12 protein-coding genes, 2 pseudogenes and 1 riboswitch are annotated in these 19,377 nt (G+C 60.1%); of the genes and pseudogenes, 2 read left to right on the top strand and 12 right to left on the bottom strand.

Features of this window, described 5'->3' with window-relative positions; genetic code table 11:
* Nucleotides 1–15: 15 nt before the first annotated feature.
* From QN085_RS23275 to QN085_RS23290, 4 genes are all read right to left on the bottom strand, one after another.
* Nucleotides 16–624, bottom strand: coding sequence for a YqiA/YcfP family alpha/beta fold hydrolase (locus QN085_RS23275; protein ID WP_003258136.1), 609 nt, complete (start codon nt 622–624; stop codon nt 16–18).
* A gap of 241 nt (nt 625–865) precedes the next feature.
* On the bottom strand, nt 866–1,666 hold the full coding sequence (gene cpdA, locus QN085_RS23280; protein WP_023660488.1) for a 3',5'-cyclic-AMP phosphodiesterase: 801 nt from the start codon (nt 1,664–1,666) through the stop codon (nt 866–868).
* Between the two features lie 85 nt (nt 1,667–1,751).
* Entirely contained in the window at nt 1,752–2,204 is a 453-nt protein-coding gene (locus QN085_RS23285; RefSeq protein ID WP_016501905.1) for a DUF1249 domain-containing protein, read from the bottom strand.
* Complete coding sequence (locus QN085_RS23290) at nt 2,195–2,812, bottom strand: NUDIX domain-containing protein (RefSeq protein WP_024087817.1); 618 nt, start codon at nt 2,810–2,812, stop codon at nt 2,195–2,197. Before QN085_RS23290 ends, QN085_RS23285 begins: the two co-directional genes overlap by 10 nt.
* Nucleotides 2,813–2,997: 185 nt before the next feature.
* Between QN085_RS23290 and QN085_RS23295 the strand changes: the two genes are divergently transcribed.
* Nucleotides 2,998–3,744, top strand: a complete 747-nt coding sequence (locus QN085_RS23295) for an RsiV family protein (protein ID WP_023660486.1) — start codon at nt 2,998–3,000, stop codon at nt 3,742–3,744.
* Here QN085_RS23295 and cytX read toward each other — a convergent pair.
* Together cytX and thiC are read right to left on the bottom strand one after the other, a co-directional pair.
* Nucleotides 3,713–4,996: a putative hydroxymethylpyrimidine transporter CytX gene (cytX, locus tag QN085_RS23300; protein ID WP_038410175.1), complete on the bottom strand. Its 1,284-nt coding sequence runs from the start codon at nt 4,994–4,996 to the stop codon at nt 3,713–3,715. The two genes, QN085_RS23295 and cytX, sit on opposite strands and share 32 nt — an antisense overlap.
* A 165-nt stretch (nt 4,997–5,161) precedes the next feature.
* Nucleotides 5,162–7,042: a phosphomethylpyrimidine synthase ThiC gene (thiC, locus tag QN085_RS23305; RefSeq protein WP_015272025.1), complete on the bottom strand. Its 1,881-nt coding sequence runs from the start codon at nt 7,040–7,042 to the stop codon at nt 5,162–5,164.
* Between the two features lie 153 nt (nt 7,043–7,195).
* Nucleotides 7,196–7,302, bottom strand: a riboswitch (TPP riboswitch).
* 160 nt (nt 7,303–7,462) lie between these two features.
* On the opposite strand from thiC, the gene QN085_RS23310 reads away from it, so the two are divergent.
* Nucleotides 7,463–8,899 carry a TolC family outer membrane protein gene (locus tag QN085_RS23310; protein ID WP_003258125.1) on the top strand — a complete coding sequence of 479 codons (1,437 nt, stop codon included), beginning with the start codon at nt 7,463–7,465 and terminating at the stop codon, nt 8,897–8,899.
* A gap of 115 nt (nt 8,900–9,014) precedes the next feature.
* Here the strand turns inward: QN085_RS23310 and QN085_RS23315 are convergent, their stop codons facing one another.
* The 6 genes and pseudogenes from QN085_RS23315 to QN085_RS23340 all read right to left on the bottom strand — a co-directional run bounded on the left by QN085_RS23315 (nt 9,015) and on the right by QN085_RS23340 (nt 19,339).
* Nucleotides 9,015–12,608, bottom strand: a complete 3,594-nt coding sequence (locus QN085_RS23315) for a S8 family serine peptidase (RefSeq protein ID WP_502945423.1) — start codon at nt 12,606–12,608, stop codon at nt 9,015–9,017.
* 81 nt (nt 12,609–12,689) lie between these two features.
* Nucleotides 12,690–14,432, bottom strand: a pseudogene (locus tag QN085_RS23320) (SPM autocatalytic domain-containing protein); the annotation flags it as partial.
* Nucleotides 14,429–15,232 carry a hypothetical protein gene (locus QN085_RS23325; RefSeq protein WP_128637304.1) on the bottom strand — a complete coding sequence of 268 codons (804 nt, stop codon included), beginning with the start codon at nt 15,230–15,232 and terminating at the stop codon, nt 14,429–14,431. The pseudogene QN085_RS23320 and the gene QN085_RS23325, both read right to left, overlap by 4 nt.
* A gap of 264 nt (nt 15,233–15,496) precedes the next feature.
* On the bottom strand, nt 15,497–15,775 hold the full coding sequence (locus tag QN085_RS23330) for a hypothetical protein (protein ID WP_128637306.1): 279 nt from the start codon (nt 15,773–15,775) through the stop codon (nt 15,497–15,499).
* Between the two features lie 2 nt (nt 15,776–15,777).
* A pseudogene (locus QN085_RS23335) lies at nt 15,778–17,195 on the bottom strand (HlyD family type I secretion periplasmic adaptor subunit).
* Nucleotides 17,192–19,339, bottom strand: a complete 2,148-nt coding sequence (locus tag QN085_RS23340) for a type I secretion system permease/ATPase (RefSeq protein ID WP_049798477.1) — start codon at nt 19,337–19,339, stop codon at nt 17,192–17,194. The pseudogene QN085_RS23335 and the gene QN085_RS23340 overlap by 4 nt, the downstream one beginning before the upstream one ends.
* Nucleotides 19,340–19,377 lie beyond the last annotated feature (38 nt).

A 19,377-nucleotide genomic window follows, 5' to 3' on the forward strand; every position in this document is an offset into this window, starting at 1 on the left:
GTGAATGCAAAAAAGTCAAAATACAGAAAAATCGAGCGCTGCGTACTGCCCACGGGCAATGCCGGCGAAGGCCAGCAGTGCCGGCAGGCGCTCGGCGAAGCCCTGGAAGCTGTGGTCGCCACCGGCCTGGATGCGCAGGGCACAAGCACGGTAATAGCGCTCGGCATGGCGATAGTCCAGGGTTTCATCGGCGGTCTGCAGCCACACTTGATAGCGGCTGGCATCCACCGGGGCTGGTACCTCAAGCTCGGCCAGGGCCTGCACATGATCGTGGGTCAGCTCCCACGCTTCACCGGTGTAGTGATTGTGCTGGGTGCCCAGGTAGCCGTCGAAATGCTTGTGCGGTGTTACCGCCGGGTTCACCAGCAAGGCCTTGAGGCCGTGGCGCTCGGCCAGATAGGTGGCATAGTAGCCGCCGAGCGAACTACCTACCAACAATGGTGCGCCCAGTTCGGCGATGGCCGCTTCGAGCTGGGCGATGGCCTGCCGTGGGTGGTGGTGCAAGGCGGGCACCCGCAGTTGGGCCGACAGGCCCAGTTGCTGCATCACGGCCTCGAGTTGGCGCGCCTTGGTCGAAAGTGGCGAGCTGTTGAAGCCATGGATATAGAGGATGGAACCCGACATGCTGCCCCCGGAATCTGTGGCTTCGCGCCCGGTGATATGGGCGCAGGGACGCGCAGTGTAGCGCGTTCGCCGGGTTTTGGCGCCGCACAGGGGTTTTAGCAACAAATTCTTCAACAGCTTTGAGAGTGCCGGGGGCGCTTTGCGCCCCTATCGCGACACAAGGCCGCTCCCACAGGAGATCGCGTACCCCTGTGGGAGCGGCCTTGTGTCGCGATAGGGCTGCGCAGCGGCCCCAAAACCCTCAATAACCAGGGCTATCGAAGTCGAGCTTCACTTCGAAGTCCAGCGCCCGCTCCACCCCGGTCTCCAACCGCCCGTCGGCGTGGAGGAGCAGCCAGCGGTATCCAGGCTGCTCCTCGCTCACCTTGAAATCCTCGCTGCGCGCCGCGAACTGGATGCAGGTCGACGGAGTGGCCAGCAGGCGACGACCGTCGCGCACTTCATCCCATTCCTGGTGCACATGCCCCCACAGCAGCGCCCGTACCTGTGGGTACCCCTCGACGATATCGAACAGCGCCTGGGCATTGCGCAAGCCGATCGGCGCAATCCAGGCACAGCCGATATCCACCGGCTGATGGTGGAAGCACACCAGGCAATGCCGTTCACCCGCCTCTCGCAAGGCCGTTTCCAGCACTGCCAGCTGGTCATCCTCCAGCAGCCCATGCGTCGCCCCGGGTACGGCCGTGTTGAGCATGACGATGCGCCACGCACCGATATCGGTCACCGCCTGTACCAACTCCGGTGCCACTTGCGCCATGACTCGGGCCTCGTCATGGTTGCCAGGCAACCAGCGGGTGGGCGCGGCAAACGGTGCGGTCAGCTCACGGAACGCTTCATAGGACGCCACGCTGGCGTCCTGGGACAGGTCGCCAGTGCACAGCAGCAGGTCGACAAGCGGTTGCTCCCGCCGCATCTGGGCCACTACATGGCGCAGGCTGTCACGGGTCTTGAGGCCCAGCATGCTGCCGGCCGGGTCGGCGAACAGGTGGGCATCGGTCAGTTGCACCACATGCACGGGGCGCGATTGGTCTGGCTGCGGCAACGGCCGTCTCCTCGAACGGATTCAGCGCGAATTATGGCTGTACAACGGGTGCGAGCAAACACCCGTACCCAAACCACGTCACAATTCAGCGAACGCTTGCCAGCTCGTGGCCACAGGCCAGGCAATGGCTCAGCCATTCACCGAGAAACAGGTTGAGCTGGGCCTTTTCGTCCGGCTGGTGCATGGCCTCGTTCGGATACGGGTAGATGCTGCGCAGGCGCCGGGTGTGTTCGGCACTGACCACTTCGGCCATGCGCGCATCGTGGTACACCTGCACTTCCAGGTGCGGTACCGGCAACCACGGCAGGCTGTGCTCCTGGCGCACGTGCAGGGTGGTGGTGTACGGGCAGGCCAGCACCACGTCGAGCACCAGCACGCCGAGCATCTGGTCGCCCTGGGTCATGCCGATGCGGCGCGAGCTCTGGGTGGTGCGCATGTCGGGCAACAGGCGCATCAGCCGGGCGTAGTTGGCCTCGCAGGCTGCCTGCAGCCCGACCAGGTCGACCCGATAACGCTCGCGCAGCAGGTTCACTTCCACATACCTCGTACTTCATCACGGTTCAGCGCCAGCCATTGCAGGCCGATGATGGTCGCCGCGTTGCAGATGCGCCCGTCGCGCACCGCCTGCATGGCATCCTCGAACGACCACACGCGCACGCGAATGTCCTCGCCCTCTTCTTCCAGGCCATGCAGGCCGCCCGCCCCTTCACTGCTGCAACGGCCGAGGAACAGGTGAACGTACTCGTCACTGCCACCGGGCGACGGGAAGTAACGGGTCATCGGCCACAGGGCGCTAAAGGCCAGGCCGGCTTCTTCTTCGGCTTCGCGGTGGGCGACTTCCTCGGGTTGCTCGTCCTTGTCGATCAGCCCGGCCACCATCTCGATCAGCCAGGGGTTGTCGACCTTGCCCAGTGCACCAACGCGGAACTGCTCGATCAGCACCACTTCATCGCGCAACGGGTCGTACGGCAGCACGCACACCGCATCATGGCGCACGAACAGTTCACGGCTGATCTCGCGGCCCATGCCCCCGGCAAACAACTCGTGGCGCAGGCGTAGCTTGTCGAGCTTGTAAAAGCCCTGGAAGCAGTTGGCCCGCTCAATGATTTCGAAGCCCTTGGGCACTGAGTTCAACGCGTCTGACATGGAAATCCTCATTACCTCGAATACCGCATCGCGCCATCCTACTCTGCACGCCTGCCGGTTTCACCCCTTTCCGGCAACCGTTCGCGCACTCGGGACAGCGCGCCTTCTCTCTGTTAGCTTAGTGGCGAACTGAAGGCCGCGCAGACGGTCAAAGGCCGACTTTTCCCTGTTCTGCAAGGATCCTCATGACACTTGTCAAACTGACTTCCGTGGCTGTGCTGGCCCTGGCCCTGGGTGCCTGCCAAAGCCTGTTCACGCCTAACTACCGGGCGCCGCTCGAGGTCAAGCGTGATGCCTGGGAGCATGTCAAACCCGGCTGCAGCGAAAGCGACTGCCCGCTGGTGAACATCGACATGATCCACTTCCCGGCCTTGCCCAAGCTCGATGGCATCGTCGAGAAACGCCTGCTGCAACTGACCGAAGACAACCAGCGCGGCAACGCACCGACCACCCTGCAAGCCTACGAGCAGCAGTACCTGGCCAGTGCCGACAAGCGCAACAGCAGCTACCTGCAGGCCAAGGTACGCGAGCAGCATGACGGACTGGTGATCATCGAATTGTCCAGCTACCTGGACAGCGGCGGCGCTCATGGCATGCCCGGGCGTGGTTTCATCAACTATTCGCGCAAGCTGGACAAGGTGCTGACCCTGCAGGACATGCTGGTGCCCGGCCAGGAAGACACCTTCTGGAAAACCGTCGAGGAATCGCACCACGCCTGGCTGATCAGCGTAGGCATGGACAAGGATGCCGAGTTCATCAAGACCTGGCCGTTCAAGCAGTCGCCGCACGTCGCCCTGACGTACGGCGCGGTGGTGGTCAAGTACGAGGTCTATTCCATCGCGCCCTACTCCATGGGCCACGTGGAGTTGAAGATCCCGTACCCACGCCTGAATGGCGTGCTCAAGCCCGAGCTGTTTCCCGGCCGCGGCTGAAGCTCAGCAGCCCGTGCAGTAGCCCTGCCAGCAGCAATGCCGGCAGGGTCGCGCCCAGGTTCGGCGCTTGCGCGGCGATCAGATGGTACGTGGCAACGCCCACCGCCCAGGCCAGCAGTGCCTGCCAGTGCAAGCCATGCACCTGTGCTGGCAAGCGGCGGCGACGGATCACGTAATGGTCCATCAATACCACACCGAACAGCGGTGCAAACACCGAGCCGATCAGCAGCAGGAAGTTCTCGTACTGTGCCAGTGGCGCCAGCAAGGCGATCAGTGTGCACAGCACGCCAATGGCCAGCGCCAGGTGCTCGACCTTCAGGCGCACCAGCACGCCGGTGGAAACGGCTGCCGAGTGAATGTCGGCAAAAGCCTTTTCCGACTCGTCCAGCAGAATCAGCAGCAGTGGAATGCCCATGCCGGCGCCCGCGAGGGCCAGCAGCAGGGCGTTGGCTTCGCCACTGCCGGCGAAGGCCAAGGTGTAGCCCACGCCCAGGCTCATCAGCCAGGTGTTGCCGATGAAGTAGCCCACCACCGTACCGCCGAATACATGTTTGCCGTTACGGGCAAAGCGCGAGTAATCCGCGATCAGCGGCAACCAGGACAGCGGCATGGCGATGGCGATGTCGAAACCCACAGCCAGCGACATCGATCCGTCGCCGGCCCGGTTCCACAGTGCCGCAAGGTCGGCCTTGGCGAACAGGTTCCAGGTCAGCCAAAGGCAAGCGCCCAGCAGCAGCCAGATACCCCAAGTGCGTAGCACCTTGCGCACGAACGCCAGCGGCCCACCGACTGCGAGCAAGGTGGCCAGGGCGCCGAAGCATAGGGTCCAGAGCACAGGGCTGTTCCAGGCGCTGGCTTCGCCGAACGCCCGCGCACCCAGCAGGCTGGCGGCATCGCGCATCACGATGATCTCGAACGCGCCCCAGCCCACCAGTTGCAACAGGTTGAGCAGCGCCGGCAAGCGAGCGCCATGGCCACCCAGGCTCAGTTTCAGCGTGCCCATGGCCGACAGGCCGGTATCGCTGCCGATGACACCGGCAGCCCCCAGCAGCAGCACACCCACACCGGTGCCCAGGGCGATAGCCAGCACCGCGCCGGCAAGGCCCAGGCCAGGGGCCAGCATGGCGCCGACCTGCAGCACCATCAGGCCGATGCCGAGGGAGAACCATAGCGAGAACAGGTCGCGGGCGCCGAAGATGCGCTGGGCGGTGGGGACCGGGTGGTCGGGGGAAAATTGGCTGGGTGATGTCATGGTTGGCGCTCGCCGGCAATGTTGTTGGTGTTCCTGGCGAGGACTGCGTCCTCGTATCGCGACACAAGGCCGCTCCCACAAAAACCGCGCTGGCCTCAAGCCTTGCGCGGTCCCTGTGGGAGCGGCCTTGCGTCGCGAAAGGGCCGCAAAGCGGCCCCAGCGGTCTTAGACTTTGTGATACAGCTGGCTGCCTTCCTGGCGGAACCGCTCGGCCTGCTCACGCATGCCTTGCTCGACCGTCACATCCACGGTTTCGATCTTGGCGGCGTATTCACGCACTTCCTGGGTGATCTTCATCGAGCAGAACTTCGGCCCGCACATCGAGCAGAAGTGCGCGACCTTGGCCGATTCCTTAGGCAGGGTCTCGTCGTGGTAGGCACGGGCAGTGTCTGGGTCCAGGCCGAGGTTGAACTGGTCTTCCCAACGGAACTCGAAGCGTGCCTTGGACAAGGCGTTGTCACGAATCTGCGCACCCGGGTGGCCCTTGGCAAGGTCGGCGGCATGAGCGGCGATCTTGTAGGTGATGATGCCGGTCTTCACGTCATCCTTGTTTGGTAGGCCCAGGTGTTCCTTGGGCGTGACGTAGCAGAGCATTGCGCAACCGAACCAGCCGATCATAGCCGCACCAATGCCCGAGGTGATGTGATCGTAGCCAGGAGCGATATCGGTGGTCAGCGGGCCGAGGGTGTAGAACGGCGCCTCGTCGCAGCATTCCAGCTGCTTGTCCATGTTCTCCTTGATCAGTTGCATCGGCACGTGGCCGGGGCCTTCGATCATGCACTGCACGTCGTGCTTCCAGGCGATCTTGGTCAGCTCGCCAAGGGTCTCCAGTTCACCGAACTGCGCGGCATCGTTGGCGTCGGCAATCGAGCCGGGGCGCAGGCCGTCGCCCAGCGAGAAGCTGACGTCGTAGGCCTTCATGATTTCGCAGATTTCTTCGAAGTGGGTGTACAGGAAGTTTTCCTTGTGGTGTGCCAGGCACCACTTGGCCATGATCGAGCCACCACGGCTGACGATACCGGTGACACGCTTGGCAGTCAGCGGCACATAACGCAGCAGTACGCCGGCATGGATGGTGAAGTAGTCCACGCCCTGCTCGGCCTGCTCGATCAGGGTGTCACGGAACAGCTCCCAGGTCAGGTCCTCGGCCACGCCGTTGACTTTTTCCAGGGCCTGGTAGATCGGCACGGTACCAATCGGCACCGGCGAGTTGCGGATGATCCACTCACGGGTTTCGTGAATGTGCTTGCCGGTGGACAGGTCCATGACCGTGTCCGAACCCCAGCGGATGCCCCAGGTCAGCTTGGCCACTTCTTCCTCGATCGAGGAACCCAGGGCGCTATTGCCGATGTTGCCGTTGATCTTCACCAGGAAGTTGCGGCCGATGATCATCGGTTCCACTTCCGGGTGGTTGATGTTGGCTGGGATGATCGCGCGGCCACGGGCGATTTCCTGGCGGACGAACTCAGGAGTGATTTCTTTCGGGATGTTGGCCCCGAAGCTGTGGCCGGCGTGCTGCTCGTCAAGCAGACCAGCGGCACGTGCCTCTTGCAGCTTCATGTTTTCGCGGATGGCCACGTACTCCATCTCGGCAGTGATGATGCCTTGGCGGGCATAGTGCATCTGCGAGACGTTGGCACCAGCCTTGGCCCGACGCGGGTTGCGCACGTGGGCGAAACGCAGCTTGGCCAGTTCGGCATCGTTCAGGCGCTGCTGGCCGAAGTCGGAGCTCAGGCCGGCCAGGCGCTCGGTGTCACCGCGTGCCTCGATCCACGCCGAACGCACGTCGGCCAAGCCCTTGCGCACGTCGATGACAACGTTAGGGTCGGTGTACGGGCCGGAAGTATCGTAGACCAGCACCGGGGCATTGGACTCGCCACCGAAATCGGTCGGGGTGTCGTCCAGGCTGATTTCACGCATGGGCACGCGGATGTCCGGGCGCGAGCCTTCGACATACACCTTGCGCGAACGCGGAAACGGTTGCACGGACTGCTGATCGACTTGTGCCGATTCGCTGAGGTTGATCGCTTTTTCTTGTTTGGTCATCACAGGCTCTCCAGACGGCTTCCTAGCAGTGGAATGTCGGGGTGAACCTGAAAGGCGCGGACGCACCCTTGATGGGTGCAGTGCCGGATTTGGGGTGCCTGAAGCTGCATGCAGCTGCGACATTCCCGGACCTGGCACAAGAGGCTCCCCGGGAAGGCGAGCAATCTTGTTCCCTACGCAGGCGCTAACCTGATCAGGTTCAACGGGATCCGCAACTTTGCGATCTCAGCCTTTGCTTCAAGGCACCCCGACAAGAACATGCGCAGTCTAGACTGGAGTGGTCGGCAAAGCCAAGCAGGTAAATGCGCGGATGATGAAAGGCACCCCGAGCGATTGTTGCCGGGTGCGCATGGCACTACACTGGCCCGTCGCTCGATACTCAACAGTTCAGTAATTAAATTTCGTACAAGGATTGCCTCTATGCTGCGCAAACTCTCACTGGCAATAGCCGTGTCTTGTGCGTCCAACGGAGTGGTCTGGGCAGCGGACGTGCCCACTACAGTGAAAACCGACCTGGTCAGCGTCTATCAGGAGGCGGTCGACAACAACGCTGACCTGGCTGCGGCCCGCGCCGATTACGGCGCCCGCCGCGAAGTGGTACCGCAGGCTCGCGCCGGGTTGCTGCCTAACCTGTCGGCCGGTGCCGAAATGCTGAACACCCGCACCAAGCTGGACGAACCATCGGCCACCAGCAACCGCAGCGGCAACACCTGGAGCGCAACCCTGGCGCAACCTATATTCCGCGCTGATCGCTGGTTCCAGTTGCAGGCAGCCGAAGCGGTCAACGAACAGGCGGCGCTGGAGCTGTCGGCGACCGAGCAGAACCTGATCCTGCAAACCGCGCAGAATTACTTCGCCGTGCTCCGTGCCCAGGATAACCTGGCCGCGACCAAGGCCGAGGAAGCGGCCTTCAAGCGCCAGCTGGACCAGTCCAACGAACGATTCGACGTCGGCCTCTCCGACAAGACCGACGTGCTGCAATCCCAGGCCAGCTACGACACGGCGCGGGCCAACCGAATCATTGCCGAGCGCCAGGTACAGGATGCCTTCGAGGCCCTGGTGACCCTGACCAACCGGGAATACACGTCGATTCAAGGCGTGGTCCATACCTTGCCAGTGCAGGTGCCTACGCCCAACGACGCCAAGGCCTGGGTCGAAACCGCCGGGCGCCAGAACCTCAACCTGCTGGCCACCAACCACGCGGTCGTCGCTGCCGAGGAAACCCTGCGCCAGCGCAAGGCCGGCCACGCGCCGACCCTGGACGCAGTTGCCAAGTATCAGAAGGGTGACAACGACAACTTCGGTTTCACCAACCCCGCACCGGCCCCCGTTACGCGCTATAGCGGCGACGTCGAGCAGACCAGCATCGGCCTGCAGTTGAACATCCCGATCTACAGCGGCGGCCTGACCAGTTCGCAGGTGCGCGAGGCCTACCAGCGCCTGAGCCAGACCGAGCAGCAGCGTGAAAGCCTGCGCCGCCAGGTGGTGGAAAACACCCGCAACCTGCACCGCGCAGTGAATACCGACGTGGAACAGGTGCAGGCGCGCAAGCAGTCGATCATCTCCAACCAGAGCGCGCTGGAAGCCACCGAGATCGGCTACCAGGTGGGTACCCGCAACATCGTCGACGTGCTTGACGCCCAGCGTCAGCTGTACACCTCGGTGCGCGACTACAACAACAGCCGCTATGACTACATCCTCGACAACCTGAGCCTGAAACAGGCAGCCGGCACCTTGAGCCCGCAGGACCTGCAGGACCTCAAGCGGTACCTCAAACCGGACTACAACCCGGACAAGGACTTCCTGCCGCCGGACCTGGCGGCTGCAGCGGCGAAGAACTTCGAGCGCAGGCCTTGAGATAGGTGTTGGACCAGTCGCTGGCAAGCCCGCTCCCACCGCGGGGTAACCTGGGGGAGTTGGCGTGCCGGCGATAGGGCCATCAAATATCACTCCAGCCGCTACAGGACAGCGACTAGGCCGCTACGGCGATCGTCGAGTCGATGCGTTGAACCGACATATCCCCGATCAGCGCAGAGCCAGCCGGCTCAGGGGCAAACGCAGCCATTGCATCAACAAGATTTCCCAGGCTCGGCAGCGAGTGCTCGACAGCAAACAGAGATGCCCCCGCTGAAAGGGCCGAGGCCTCAGGCATGGCAACCATTTCAGAGGTGACTATTGCCGGCTGCGCAAAGATGAAGTCCTCCGCTGTCACTTGCGCAACTTCGAGCGCATCCAGGTACAGTATATTCACGATACCTTCCTGCCCCGGCACTGCCTGGGTATCAACGGCCACACCATGAATCTGCGCAAAGTCATTGAGCATGAAGCGCTCGACTTTGCTGACCTGCAGATCCTCGAAGCGACTGATGCCTACCTGGCTGAGGTCAATCTTGTCGATACCGTGCCGGAACCCCCGCAAGGTGTTCCTGTAATCGCCCACGCCTTCTTGTTTTGTCACCAGGAACACGCTGGGCGCAACCGTTGGCGGGGCATAGATCGTGCCTGCCAGAGAAGCCACCAACTGCCCCGATTCGTCGCTTGTAAGCGACACGCCATCTGCACCACCGGTAAGCAGAACATTCGCGTTGACAGGCGGGGGCGCCTGCACTTCAGGGCTGCCCTCGAAGTAACCTGGCGCAGCAGTGAATGCGTCAAGGAAGCGGAAGTTCGCTGGCTGCAGTTCGGCGATCGGTTTGCCCGCAAGCGTCAGCTTCTGCCCATCGCCAAGGTCTAGCACAGCCGCATTGCCGTCCTGTCGCATCTGCAGGTCAGCAAACCCTAAACCACCAAAACCGACCAGATCGATCACTTCACGCGAAGTTTCGAATTGCTCGAGTACATCGTTTCCGGCTGCACGCCTGTGGATAACATAGCGGTCAGTACCCTCTCCGCCCTTAAGCAGGTTGTATCCACGGCCACCATCCAGTAATGCCCCGGCGGGCCCAGCGATCAAGGTATCGTCGCCGTCGCCACTGATGAGGTTCTGCACCGAACCAGAGGCTATGGTCAGCGCCGCTCCGGCGATATTGGCACTGCCGCTGGCCAAATCCACCGAAATACTGCGACTTACCGCAGCCGCATTCAACGTATTACGCCCGCCAGCGGTGCCCCTGATTGCGTCGTCAAGCACCGCTCGCCCGGCGTTTTCTGCCACCAGGTTCGCATAGTCATCGGTGAAGTAATAAGTATCATCGATGGTGCCGGGGCTGCCAACGAGGCGCAACGTCCAGCGATCGAGTGTCAACGGCAAACCAGCATCGGCATTGCGCACCTCGAGTTTCCACTCCCCTGCTGAGCGCTCTGCGCGATGATGGGTCGACATGAACCCATATTTGAACGCTCCTGAGCGCGAATCGCCCAGATCGTCATCACCGGAGCCCGGTGCCTTGCCCGTGCGATCGAGCAGCACGCTCCTCGTGCCGCCAGGCGACACCAGCGTGAGCGTCATGTCACCAAGACGGCCCACCATCGAATGGATATCGACCTCCACATGCTCCACCAGCACATCAGCCGGCAGGGTCAAGGACAAAGTCGCGACCTGCCCCGCCGCAACCTGGTGGGCAAGCGGCTCACTGGCAGCGGTCAGCACCCGTTCATTGGCTTTGGTCGCCTGGCTACCCCATGACTCGGCAAGACGCACAGCCGCACGGGCATCGACCATACCAAAACCGTAGTCGTGACTGGTGTGCATGCCACCGCCATTCCAGTTGCGCCCTGCGTTGTAGGCCCATTGGGTGGAAGCGTCATCTACCTTGCGCGCAGACAGTCCGAGGATCTGCTGGACGTCCCGATAACCGAGCCCCGGATTGGCCTGCAGCATCAACGCCACCACGCCTGATACAATCGGCGCAGCGAAACTGGTGCCCTGGGTCGTGCTATAGGCGCTGCCCACCGATGCACCGCGCTCCGCTTCAAGGCTGACGCCAGTGGACAACACATGGCTTCCTGGTGCGGCGACCAGCAAGCTGGAACCTGGGTTGGAAAAGGGTGCAGTGGCAGCTTGCAGCACCGAGAGGTCTGCCTTTGCATTGATGGCCGCTACTTCGATGGCGTGGCGGTTGTTGTTGGTCAGCGAGCCCTGGGCACTACCACCTTTGTCGCGCTGGTTGCCGCCAGAGGCGACGACGATGGTGCCAAGCCCGCCACGACCATTGGTGGCCGCAAGTGTAGTACTGAAAGCGAGCGCCAGAGCGGTATCGACCTTGCCTTCCGGAACATTCCCCAATGCGAAGTCCTTTTTGAACCCCCAACTGTTGTTGGCAATGTCGTAGTTGACCATTTGCCCCAAGTTGGTCAGGTCGTCGCCTTTGTTGGCCAGGTAGTGCCCGCCGATCTTCGCATCGTATGCAATGCCGATTCCCCCTTGATCATTGCGCGCTCCAACCATGACACCCGCCACTTGGGTGGCGTGATTGGACGCCAGGGCAGCCAGCGTGCCATTGGTACGTTGGGTTTGCAGCCAGATGGGGTCGATATTCGGCTTGAGATCGGGGTGTTCGATATCGAAGATTTCCGGCGCGACGGCAAATTCACCGCCAGGCTCGAACTGCCCGATCCTCACGCCCTTGCCCGTGAAGTCACGCCATACTGGCGCGACATCGATCTCGTCCAGATACCACTGCCGCCCAGAGAGCGGGTCACCAGGCGATTGCTCATGGCGCAACGTTACCGTCGCGCGCAAGGGCGCCGATGCACCGCTGCCCACCTCGGTAACACTCATGGAGGCGTTGCCCGCCGCATCGACCAAGTCGTAGCGGAAACTGGCATCACCGTCATGGCCAGGTAACGGCGTGACCTCCACATCACCCTGTTCGTTCAGCCGCACTGTAGCGCCCTTGCCAGCACTGACCGACGCGATGCGCAACGGCCCACTGCTGTTGAATGGCTGGTCGTTGGCCAGCAGCACCGTCGCAGGGACTATCAGCGCGGCGTCAGTGCTGGTGAAAGTAGCCAGTTGCTCAGGCGACAGCCTGTCGCCGATTGGCATGGCGCCCGCGCCGAGAAGATCGATAGCGGCAATATCGGCGAAGCTGAGCTTCTGGATGTTGCTCAGGGTCAGGCGGCCGTCTCGCCCCGCCACGGTGTCGGTGATCTGGTGACCCGATTCGGTACGCGTGATCAGGTACTCGTCGTGTGCACCATGCAAGCTGACCAAGTTGGTTCCCGCGCCTCCATCAATCGTGGCATCACCCCGACCGGCTTCGATCACGTCATCGGCCGCCCCACCCGTAATCCGATCCGCGCCACCACCAGCGTAAATAATGCTGCCGCCCGCCGAGGCCTGGATGCGATCCCCATTTGGGCCTGCGTAGATAACGGACTTGCCGGTACCACCAATGATGTCGTTGCGGCCGCTGCCACCGACGAGCACATCGTTGCCACCGCCACCGATCAGCAAGCTATCGCCCGAGCCGCCCTTGATGAAAACTCCGCGTTGACCGCCGCTGGCGATGATGTCCCTACCCCTCCCTCCTTGCGCGATGGTCAACCCGGCCTTGGCCATGTTCAGCCCAACGCCCTGCTCCCCCACGATCAGCACCGTGTCACGCCCGCCATTGCCGTGCATGTTCGCCCAGTCGTCACTGGCACTGATCACGAATACATCATCGCCCGCCCCGCCGTGATAGGTATTGCTGCCAGCGCCGCCAACCAGCCAGCTGCCGCCCGGGGCTGCGGTCAAGACATCATCGCCTGCGGCGCCGTAAAGCGTGTCCACGCCGAGCGCGGCGGCGTCCAGAGTGCTGCCTTGAGGACTCTGGCTGATGTAAGCCCGCCGGGAAGTGGGCCCGCTTGATGAAGTCAGTACCGTACTGCCACCTTGAGCCTCGATCCGATTGCCGACGGTATCAGCGAGGAACCTCACCGCCAGTACTTCCCGGTCCTCGCCATTGATGGTGAATGCACTGCGGGAGATGACCTGGTTACCCTGACGTGCTTCCCCCACCGGTTCGACCTGACCGAGCTTGATTTGGCTGATGCCATGCTCCTGCAATGCCTTCAATTCTCCGGCATCGGCACGCCCGTCGTGGTTGCCATCGACCCACACCTTCAATTGTGCTTAGACAGCATCTTCAACGTTGATACTGCCATCGGCGTTGGCGTCCACGCTTGCCAGGGCGGCGAAGCCATCTTTGAACGGTGTTTCGCCGGAACTGCCATCACTACCGGCTTTGCCTGCGTAGTATTCGGAAAACAGTTGGCTGATGTTGCTCACCTGCCCGGTGCCGTTGTCATGTACCAGCATCCCGGTCACACGATCTGCCCAGCCTGTACGACGTAACGTACCGCTGTTATCGACATCGAACAGCACGCCGTCCTCGATACCGGCCAAGCCCACACCTTGTCCGCTCAGATCGAGTAACAGAGGGTCGACGAAGGTGTTCACCGTTGTCATCGCCGCCAGCCCGTTGAGCACCACTGCGTTACGCAGGCTGAAGTCCGGCTGTTCGCTACCCTCCCGATAGAACTGGGCCAGGTGCTGGTTCGGCCGCACGTTGGGGTCGAGCTGGATCTCGCCGGGACGGATACCACCGGTGGCCAGGCTGCCCAACTGGGCGGAGGTGAAGTCGGTGTTGTCGAGGGTTTTGTCGGTGAAGGCGATACTGTGGGTCAAGCGACGATCAACGTAGCCATTGGAGACGTCGTTGCGGATGTCGTCTTGGCCTTGGAGGTCGCGACGGGACTCGGTTGCGGGGGTGATTTCGATTTTGAGCGTTTCATTTGGAATAGGCTCAGAGACCATCAAAGCTGAGAGGCTGGCCTCGATGGAATTGAAAACCGCATTGGCCGTAGCGTTTATCAAGTCAGGGACCGCCGAGGGTGACTCGACTCGGGAGATCCACTCTTTCGCAAGTAAGCGATTCTCGGCATCTGTAATTACTGATGCCATTGCCATCATTCGATGAGTACGTAAAGAAAGCAGCCCTTCGTCTATAAGATCACCTGACGAAGAAAGCACGATCCGCCAATAGTCTTCTTTGCTAGCATCCGCCATTACCTTGAATACTGGGTGCAAGGTCCAAGCCTTCTCGGGGTAGCCCAGAGAAGTGAAGGTTTCAGCGTGAAAAGCTGACACTTCACTTTGCCGAACCTGCTCAACTATAGGACCATCAGCAACCTTATCCGCTAGTATCCTTAAGTACCCCCGCGCCATTGCGACTCTAATCGCATCCACATCACTATCTGACATTGGCCGCCCTGCATCAGCAGCCACCATTTTCATATAGTTTATTGCCGCAACACCTGCAACTGAATCACCACGAGCAACGCCATTTGCGAGAACTGCATATTTATCTCCCTTAGCAGCCAACAGGTCGTACATCGCTGACGGCCCCTTACTCTCAAGAGCGACACTCGCCTCTTCAATATCTGCAACCTCGAGCCTGATCATTTACCTTCTCCTTGTTTTACACTTCGCTTTAGAAATCCCTCAACTCTATTTACCACACTCCTCCACTCACCTAGCTTACCCCGCAGAAACCTAACACTCACAAGAGCATCCCCACCAGAAAGCACAAACTTCAAATCGCAGTAGGAATTATATTCATCATATGCCCTTACACAATAAACTATGTATTGCATGCGACCATTCTTTTCCAGCCAGAAAAAGTCCTGCTTATCTTCAGGGAAAACTCTACTGACACCCTCTACATATGTCATTCCAATGCTTGGCTCGTAAGTTGCCTGTTCAACCGCTGTTATCGGGGTTGCCCGAAGATAACTTTTGAGTCTTTTTTTTAACCCGGTAGCCCCATGAACCCAGGGCTCGACGGCAACGGTCAGGCCACCAAAACTGAAAGATGTCGCCTCACCGTAAGGGACAGGCTGCATCTCCGGCCAACTCATTGCCATATAGAGCGAGACCAGATTCGCACCACAGCCTTTTTTGTTGTTTACGAAACCCGGCTCCCAGGAACTCTCACCTTCATATTCCGGCCAGTAGATTACATATTTCCTAGGAAGCTCATAAACAACACCTGAAATCCTTCCACACACCATTGGATTAGGGGTAGTGAATTTATTAGGTGGCCAAGGCGAGATAGTAACAACGGCAACCAACAGCCAGACCATACTTAGAAATAACAATAGCTTGCTGAGGCGCCACAACACACGACCAAAAAATCTGCCCATCGCACTCAGCTTCCCGAGCAGCACCTTCAAAAAAAACAAAAAATATTTGAACGTAACCATTACCCCCCCTAGAGCCAGCCTACCTATATCAGGCACTAGGCCAACTGCGCCTCAGACAAATCATAAGCGACTTCGAAATTTCTTTCGCACAGCACGGATATCCTGCCCCTAGCTCCGAAAGTATCTGAACCCATGAATCCAACAGCATGAAAACCTGCTATAGCAGCCAAAATTACTGCGCAGGGTACATCGCCGACAGGCCTTCATTTTTCAGCAAGACCCTCGCAAGTTCTATATCAGAATGGCTTAGCCTCGTCACACCCCCTATTTTTCATTAGACTTCAAGAAATTCTTGGATTGCAAAGCTATTTCATTCCATTTATCTAGCTTATCCCACCCACATTCGATCTTCACAATACTTTGCCTGTCCTCAGATGGTGCAATTGGCCTTGGTTTTCCACTGAGCATGACATATCCGAAAGCCAGCCCCGCACAACCAGCAGGAATACATAAAGCGACTGCCGCACTAACTCTAAGTGCATTCCATACAATCTCGTATAGCATTATCCAGCCGCCTTTTTTTTGCGCTCGCTCCGAACTCATTTTTATCGCTCCACTAGACTTTCATTCATATGCTGCTGCAGCGGGCTCAGGAAATAACTTATAACTTTCCGCCTATCTACAATTACTTCCGCACGCACAGACATTCCCGCTGTCAACGGCATATCCTTTTCCCCTATGCGCAACGTTTCCTTACACAATTGGACCCGAGCGCTATAGACCAAGCCCCGCCGCTCGTCCTCAATGGCGTCATGTGAAATGCTCTGAACTACACCAGGCACAACCCCGTACTTGGTAAACGTGAACGTCTCGACTTTCACTTCCACCGGCTGCCCCGGATACACAAAGCCGATATCCTTGTTCTCGACTTTCACTTCCACTTCCACCGGCTGGCCCGTTGGCACAATGACCATCAATGTCTGCGCGGGTGTAACCACACCACCTTGGGTATGGATGGCCAATTGCTGGACGGTACCGTCAACGGGTGATGTCAGGACCTTGAGGCGATGGCGCTGCTCGGCCTTGTTCAATTCTTGTTCAAGGGTTGCAATGCGCCGCTGCGCATCACCGTGAAGATCGAGCATGGCTCTGCGCAGCTGGGCAATGGCACCGCTACGACGGTGCTGAGCGGCAAGCCGTGCAGCGTTCAACTCGTCGATGCGTGAGCGCTGGAGTGCCAGTTCGCGCTCTTGCTCCAGGCGGGCCTGTTCCTTTTCCAGGTAGGTGTGCTTGGCCACGGCCGATTCACTGAACAAAAGCTTGTAATCCGCCGTCAGTTGGCGGGTGATAACCAGCAGTTGCCGGAGCGCGTCAGCCCGGCCCTGGGCAGAACGGATTTCGGCAGCGCGTTGACCGATTTCGGCATCAGCCTGCTCCAACGTGGCTTGAAGCTCGAGGTACTGCCCTTCCAGCCAGCGTTGCGCGCTTGCCTGCTGCGCGGCCGTGCCTGCGGTATCAGTGATGCCAGGGAAGCAGGCGCGTCATCGCCGTCCAGCGCACTCAGCAGTGTGCTGGCTCGTGCCTGATCGATCCGCGCCGCCAGCAGTTCGCTACCCAAGCGCTTTACATCGGCCTCGGTCAACTGCCCTTCCAGCTCGACCAACGCATCGCCTTTGCGCACTGCCTGGCCATCGACGACATGGATCGCCTGCACCACCGCGACCTCGCTGGCCTGAATCAGCTTGCTCCTGCCGCTGGGTACGATCTTGCCCTCGGCACTGGCAACGACGTCGATCTCACCGATGCAAGCCCAGACAAGCGCCAGCCCGATGAACGTCAGCAGGCTCCACTGCAGGTAGCGCGGCAAGGGATGTACTGGTGTTTCCTGCAGGGACAGTGCCGCAGGCAAAAAGGCCAGCTCATCCGGCTCACGGATGGGGCCATCCATGCGTCGGCGCTGTCGCCAGGCCCCTCGCCACGCTTCCCGATAGCGCTCGAAAAGCTCCTTGAAGGCCGTGCTCATACGGCAGCCCCAAGCTGCAGCCGATACAGATAGGCGTAGGTGCCTTGTGGCTTGCCCACCAACTCGTCATGAGGCCCTTGCTCGATGATCTGCCCGCGCTCCATGACCACGATGCGGTCGGCGTGGCGTACAGCCGAAAGCCGATGGGCAATTATGATCACCGTGCGCTGCGCGCAGATCCGCGCCATGTTCTGCTGGATGATCCGTTCGGACTCATAGTCCAGCGCGCTGGTGGCCTCGTCGAAAATCAGGATGCGTGGGTTGCCGAACAGCGCCCGGGCGATGGCAATGCGCTGTCGCTGGCCACCTGACAGGCTGGCACCGTGCTCGCCGACCAAGGTTTCATAGCCATCCGGCAATTCGAGGATGAACTCGTGGGCCCCCGCCAGCGTCGCTGCGGCGATGACCTCTTCAAGCGGTGCCGCCGGGTTGCCAAGGGCGATGTTCTCGCGCACGGTGCGCCGAAAAAGCACGTTCTCCTGTAGCACCACACCGATCTGCCGACGCAGTGAAGCCACATCGGCTACCGCCAAGTCAGCACCGTCGAGCAATACCCGCCCCCGCTCGGGTGAGTACAACCTCTGGATCAGGCGTGTCAGCGTACTCTTGCCTGACCCCGAGCGACCTACAATGCCAACCACTTCTCCGGCAGCAATCTTCAGGCTGACATCGCGCACGACTTCGCCCCCGTCCGGCCGGTAGCGAAAACACACACGATCGAGCTCGATCTGCCCGGCTAGTGCTGGCAGCACCGTACCCTTGCCCTGGTTGACCTCGGTACGGGTGTTGAGAATGTCGCCCAGGCGTTGAATCGATACGCCTGTCTGCTGGAAGCTGGTCCAGAGTTGAGCCAGCCGGATAATGGGTTGCGAGACGCGCCCTGCCAGCATGTTGAAGGCGATCAGTTCGCCCACCGTGAGTTCGCCATCGATGACTAGGCGGGCACCCAGCCACAACGTGGCGACCGTGACCAGCTTGCCGATCAGGCCTACGCTCTCATTCGCGAGGTTGGAAAGGTTCTGGGTCTTGAAGCTGGCCGATACATAAGCAGCCAACTGATTGTTCCAGCGCCGGGTAATCTGCGGTTCCACGGCCATCGACTTCAGCGTATCGATGCCGTTCACCGCCTCCACCAGAAATGCTTGATTCTCGGCGCCGCGCTGGAAACTCTGGTCGATCCGCGCCCGTAGCAGTGGGGTAACGACCAAGGATACGAGAAAATATAGAGGCAATGAGCCGACGACCACCAACGTCAACCAACCGCTATAAAGGAACATGACAGCGATGAAGACCACCGTGAACACTACATCTAGCAACAGCGTGATACTGTTGTTGGTCAGGAAACTTCTGATGTTCTCCAGTTCGCGTACTCGGGCAACCGAGTCACCGACTCGCCTGGCCTGAAAGTAGGCGGCGGGAAGATCGATCAAGTGCCTGAACAGTCTTGCACCTAGTTCGACATCAATCCTTGACGCTGTATGAGCTGCCACATAAGTACGCAAACCACTCAGCAATGTTTCAAATAGAACCACGACCAACAAGCCCAGGGCGATAACATCCAGTGTGGTCAACCCACGATGCACCAGTACTTTGTCCATTACCACTTGGAAGAACAGAGGTGTCAGCAACGCCAATATCTGAATGACCAAGGAGACAACAAGCACTTCGCCAAATAGCCGCCTGTACTTCACCACGGCTGGAATGAACCAGGTCAGATCGAAACGCGACAGCCCATGCGGCAACTGGGCATCGGAGCGAACCAGAATGAGTTCTCCCGACCAGCGCATGGCAAGTTCTGCCGAGGTCAGCGCTTGCGGTGCACGGGAACCTGGGTCTTGCACCAGAACCTGCTCACCTTCCGCGCGAGCGATGATGAAATACTCACCACGCGTATCCACGGCAATGGCAGGCAATGGCGCATGCTTAAGCCGATTCGGATCGATGCTGCAATGCTTGGCCTTGAGACCTAGTTGCTGAAATGCCCGGAGTATTGCGCCAGTCGAGAATCGCTCACCCGCCGGTGCATGGTCGTGCTGCAACTGCTCGGCAGAGACGGCTATATCATGATAACGCGCCAGCGTGATCAGACAGACCAGCCCACTTTCAATAGCGCTGGTATTACACCCACAAGTCAAATCAGGCACCACGCCACCTCATATAAAAACTGAACATGAGGCGATAC

The organism is Pseudomonas sp. M2(2023) (assembly GCF_030263955.1).
Taxonomy (GTDB): Bacteria; Pseudomonadota; Gammaproteobacteria; order Pseudomonadales; family Pseudomonadaceae; genus Aquipseudomonas; species Aquipseudomonas asiatica.

Bases quoted from the DNA above. Each gene is read 5' to 3' on its own strand.
- QN085_RS23275 (WP_003258136.1), bottom strand. From the start codon at position 624: ATGTCGGGTTCCATCCTCTATATCCATGGCTTCAACAGCTCGCCACTT.
- QN085_RS23290 (WP_024087817.1), bottom strand. From the start codon at position 2,812: ATGTCAGACGCGTTGAACTCAGTGCCCAAGGGCTTCGAAATCATTGAG.
- QN085_RS23295 (WP_023660486.1), top strand. From the start codon at position 2,998: ATGACACTTGTCAAACTGACTTCCGTGGCTGTGCTGGCCCTGGCCCTG.
- cytX (WP_038410175.1), bottom strand. From the start codon at position 4,996: ATGACATCACCCAGCCAATTTTCCCCCGACCACCCGGTCCCCACCGCC.
- thiC (WP_015272025.1), bottom strand. From the start codon at position 7,042: ATGACCAAACAAGAAAAAGCGATCAACCTCAGCGAATCGGCACAAGTC.
- QN085_RS23310 (WP_003258125.1), top strand. From the start codon at position 7,463: ATGCTGCGCAAACTCTCACTGGCAATAGCCGTGTCTTGTGCGTCCAAC.
- QN085_RS23315 (WP_502945423.1), bottom strand. From the start codon at position 12,608: ATGCACGGCAATGGCGGGCGTGACACGGTGCTGATCGTGGGGGAGCAG.
- QN085_RS23325 (WP_128637304.1), bottom strand. From the start codon at position 15,232: ATGGTTACGTTCAAATATTTTTTGTTTTTTTTGAAGGTGCTGCTCGGG.
- QN085_RS23330 (WP_128637306.1), bottom strand. From the start codon at position 15,775: ATGAGTTCGGAGCGAGCGCAAAAAAAAGGCGGCTGGATAATGCTATAC.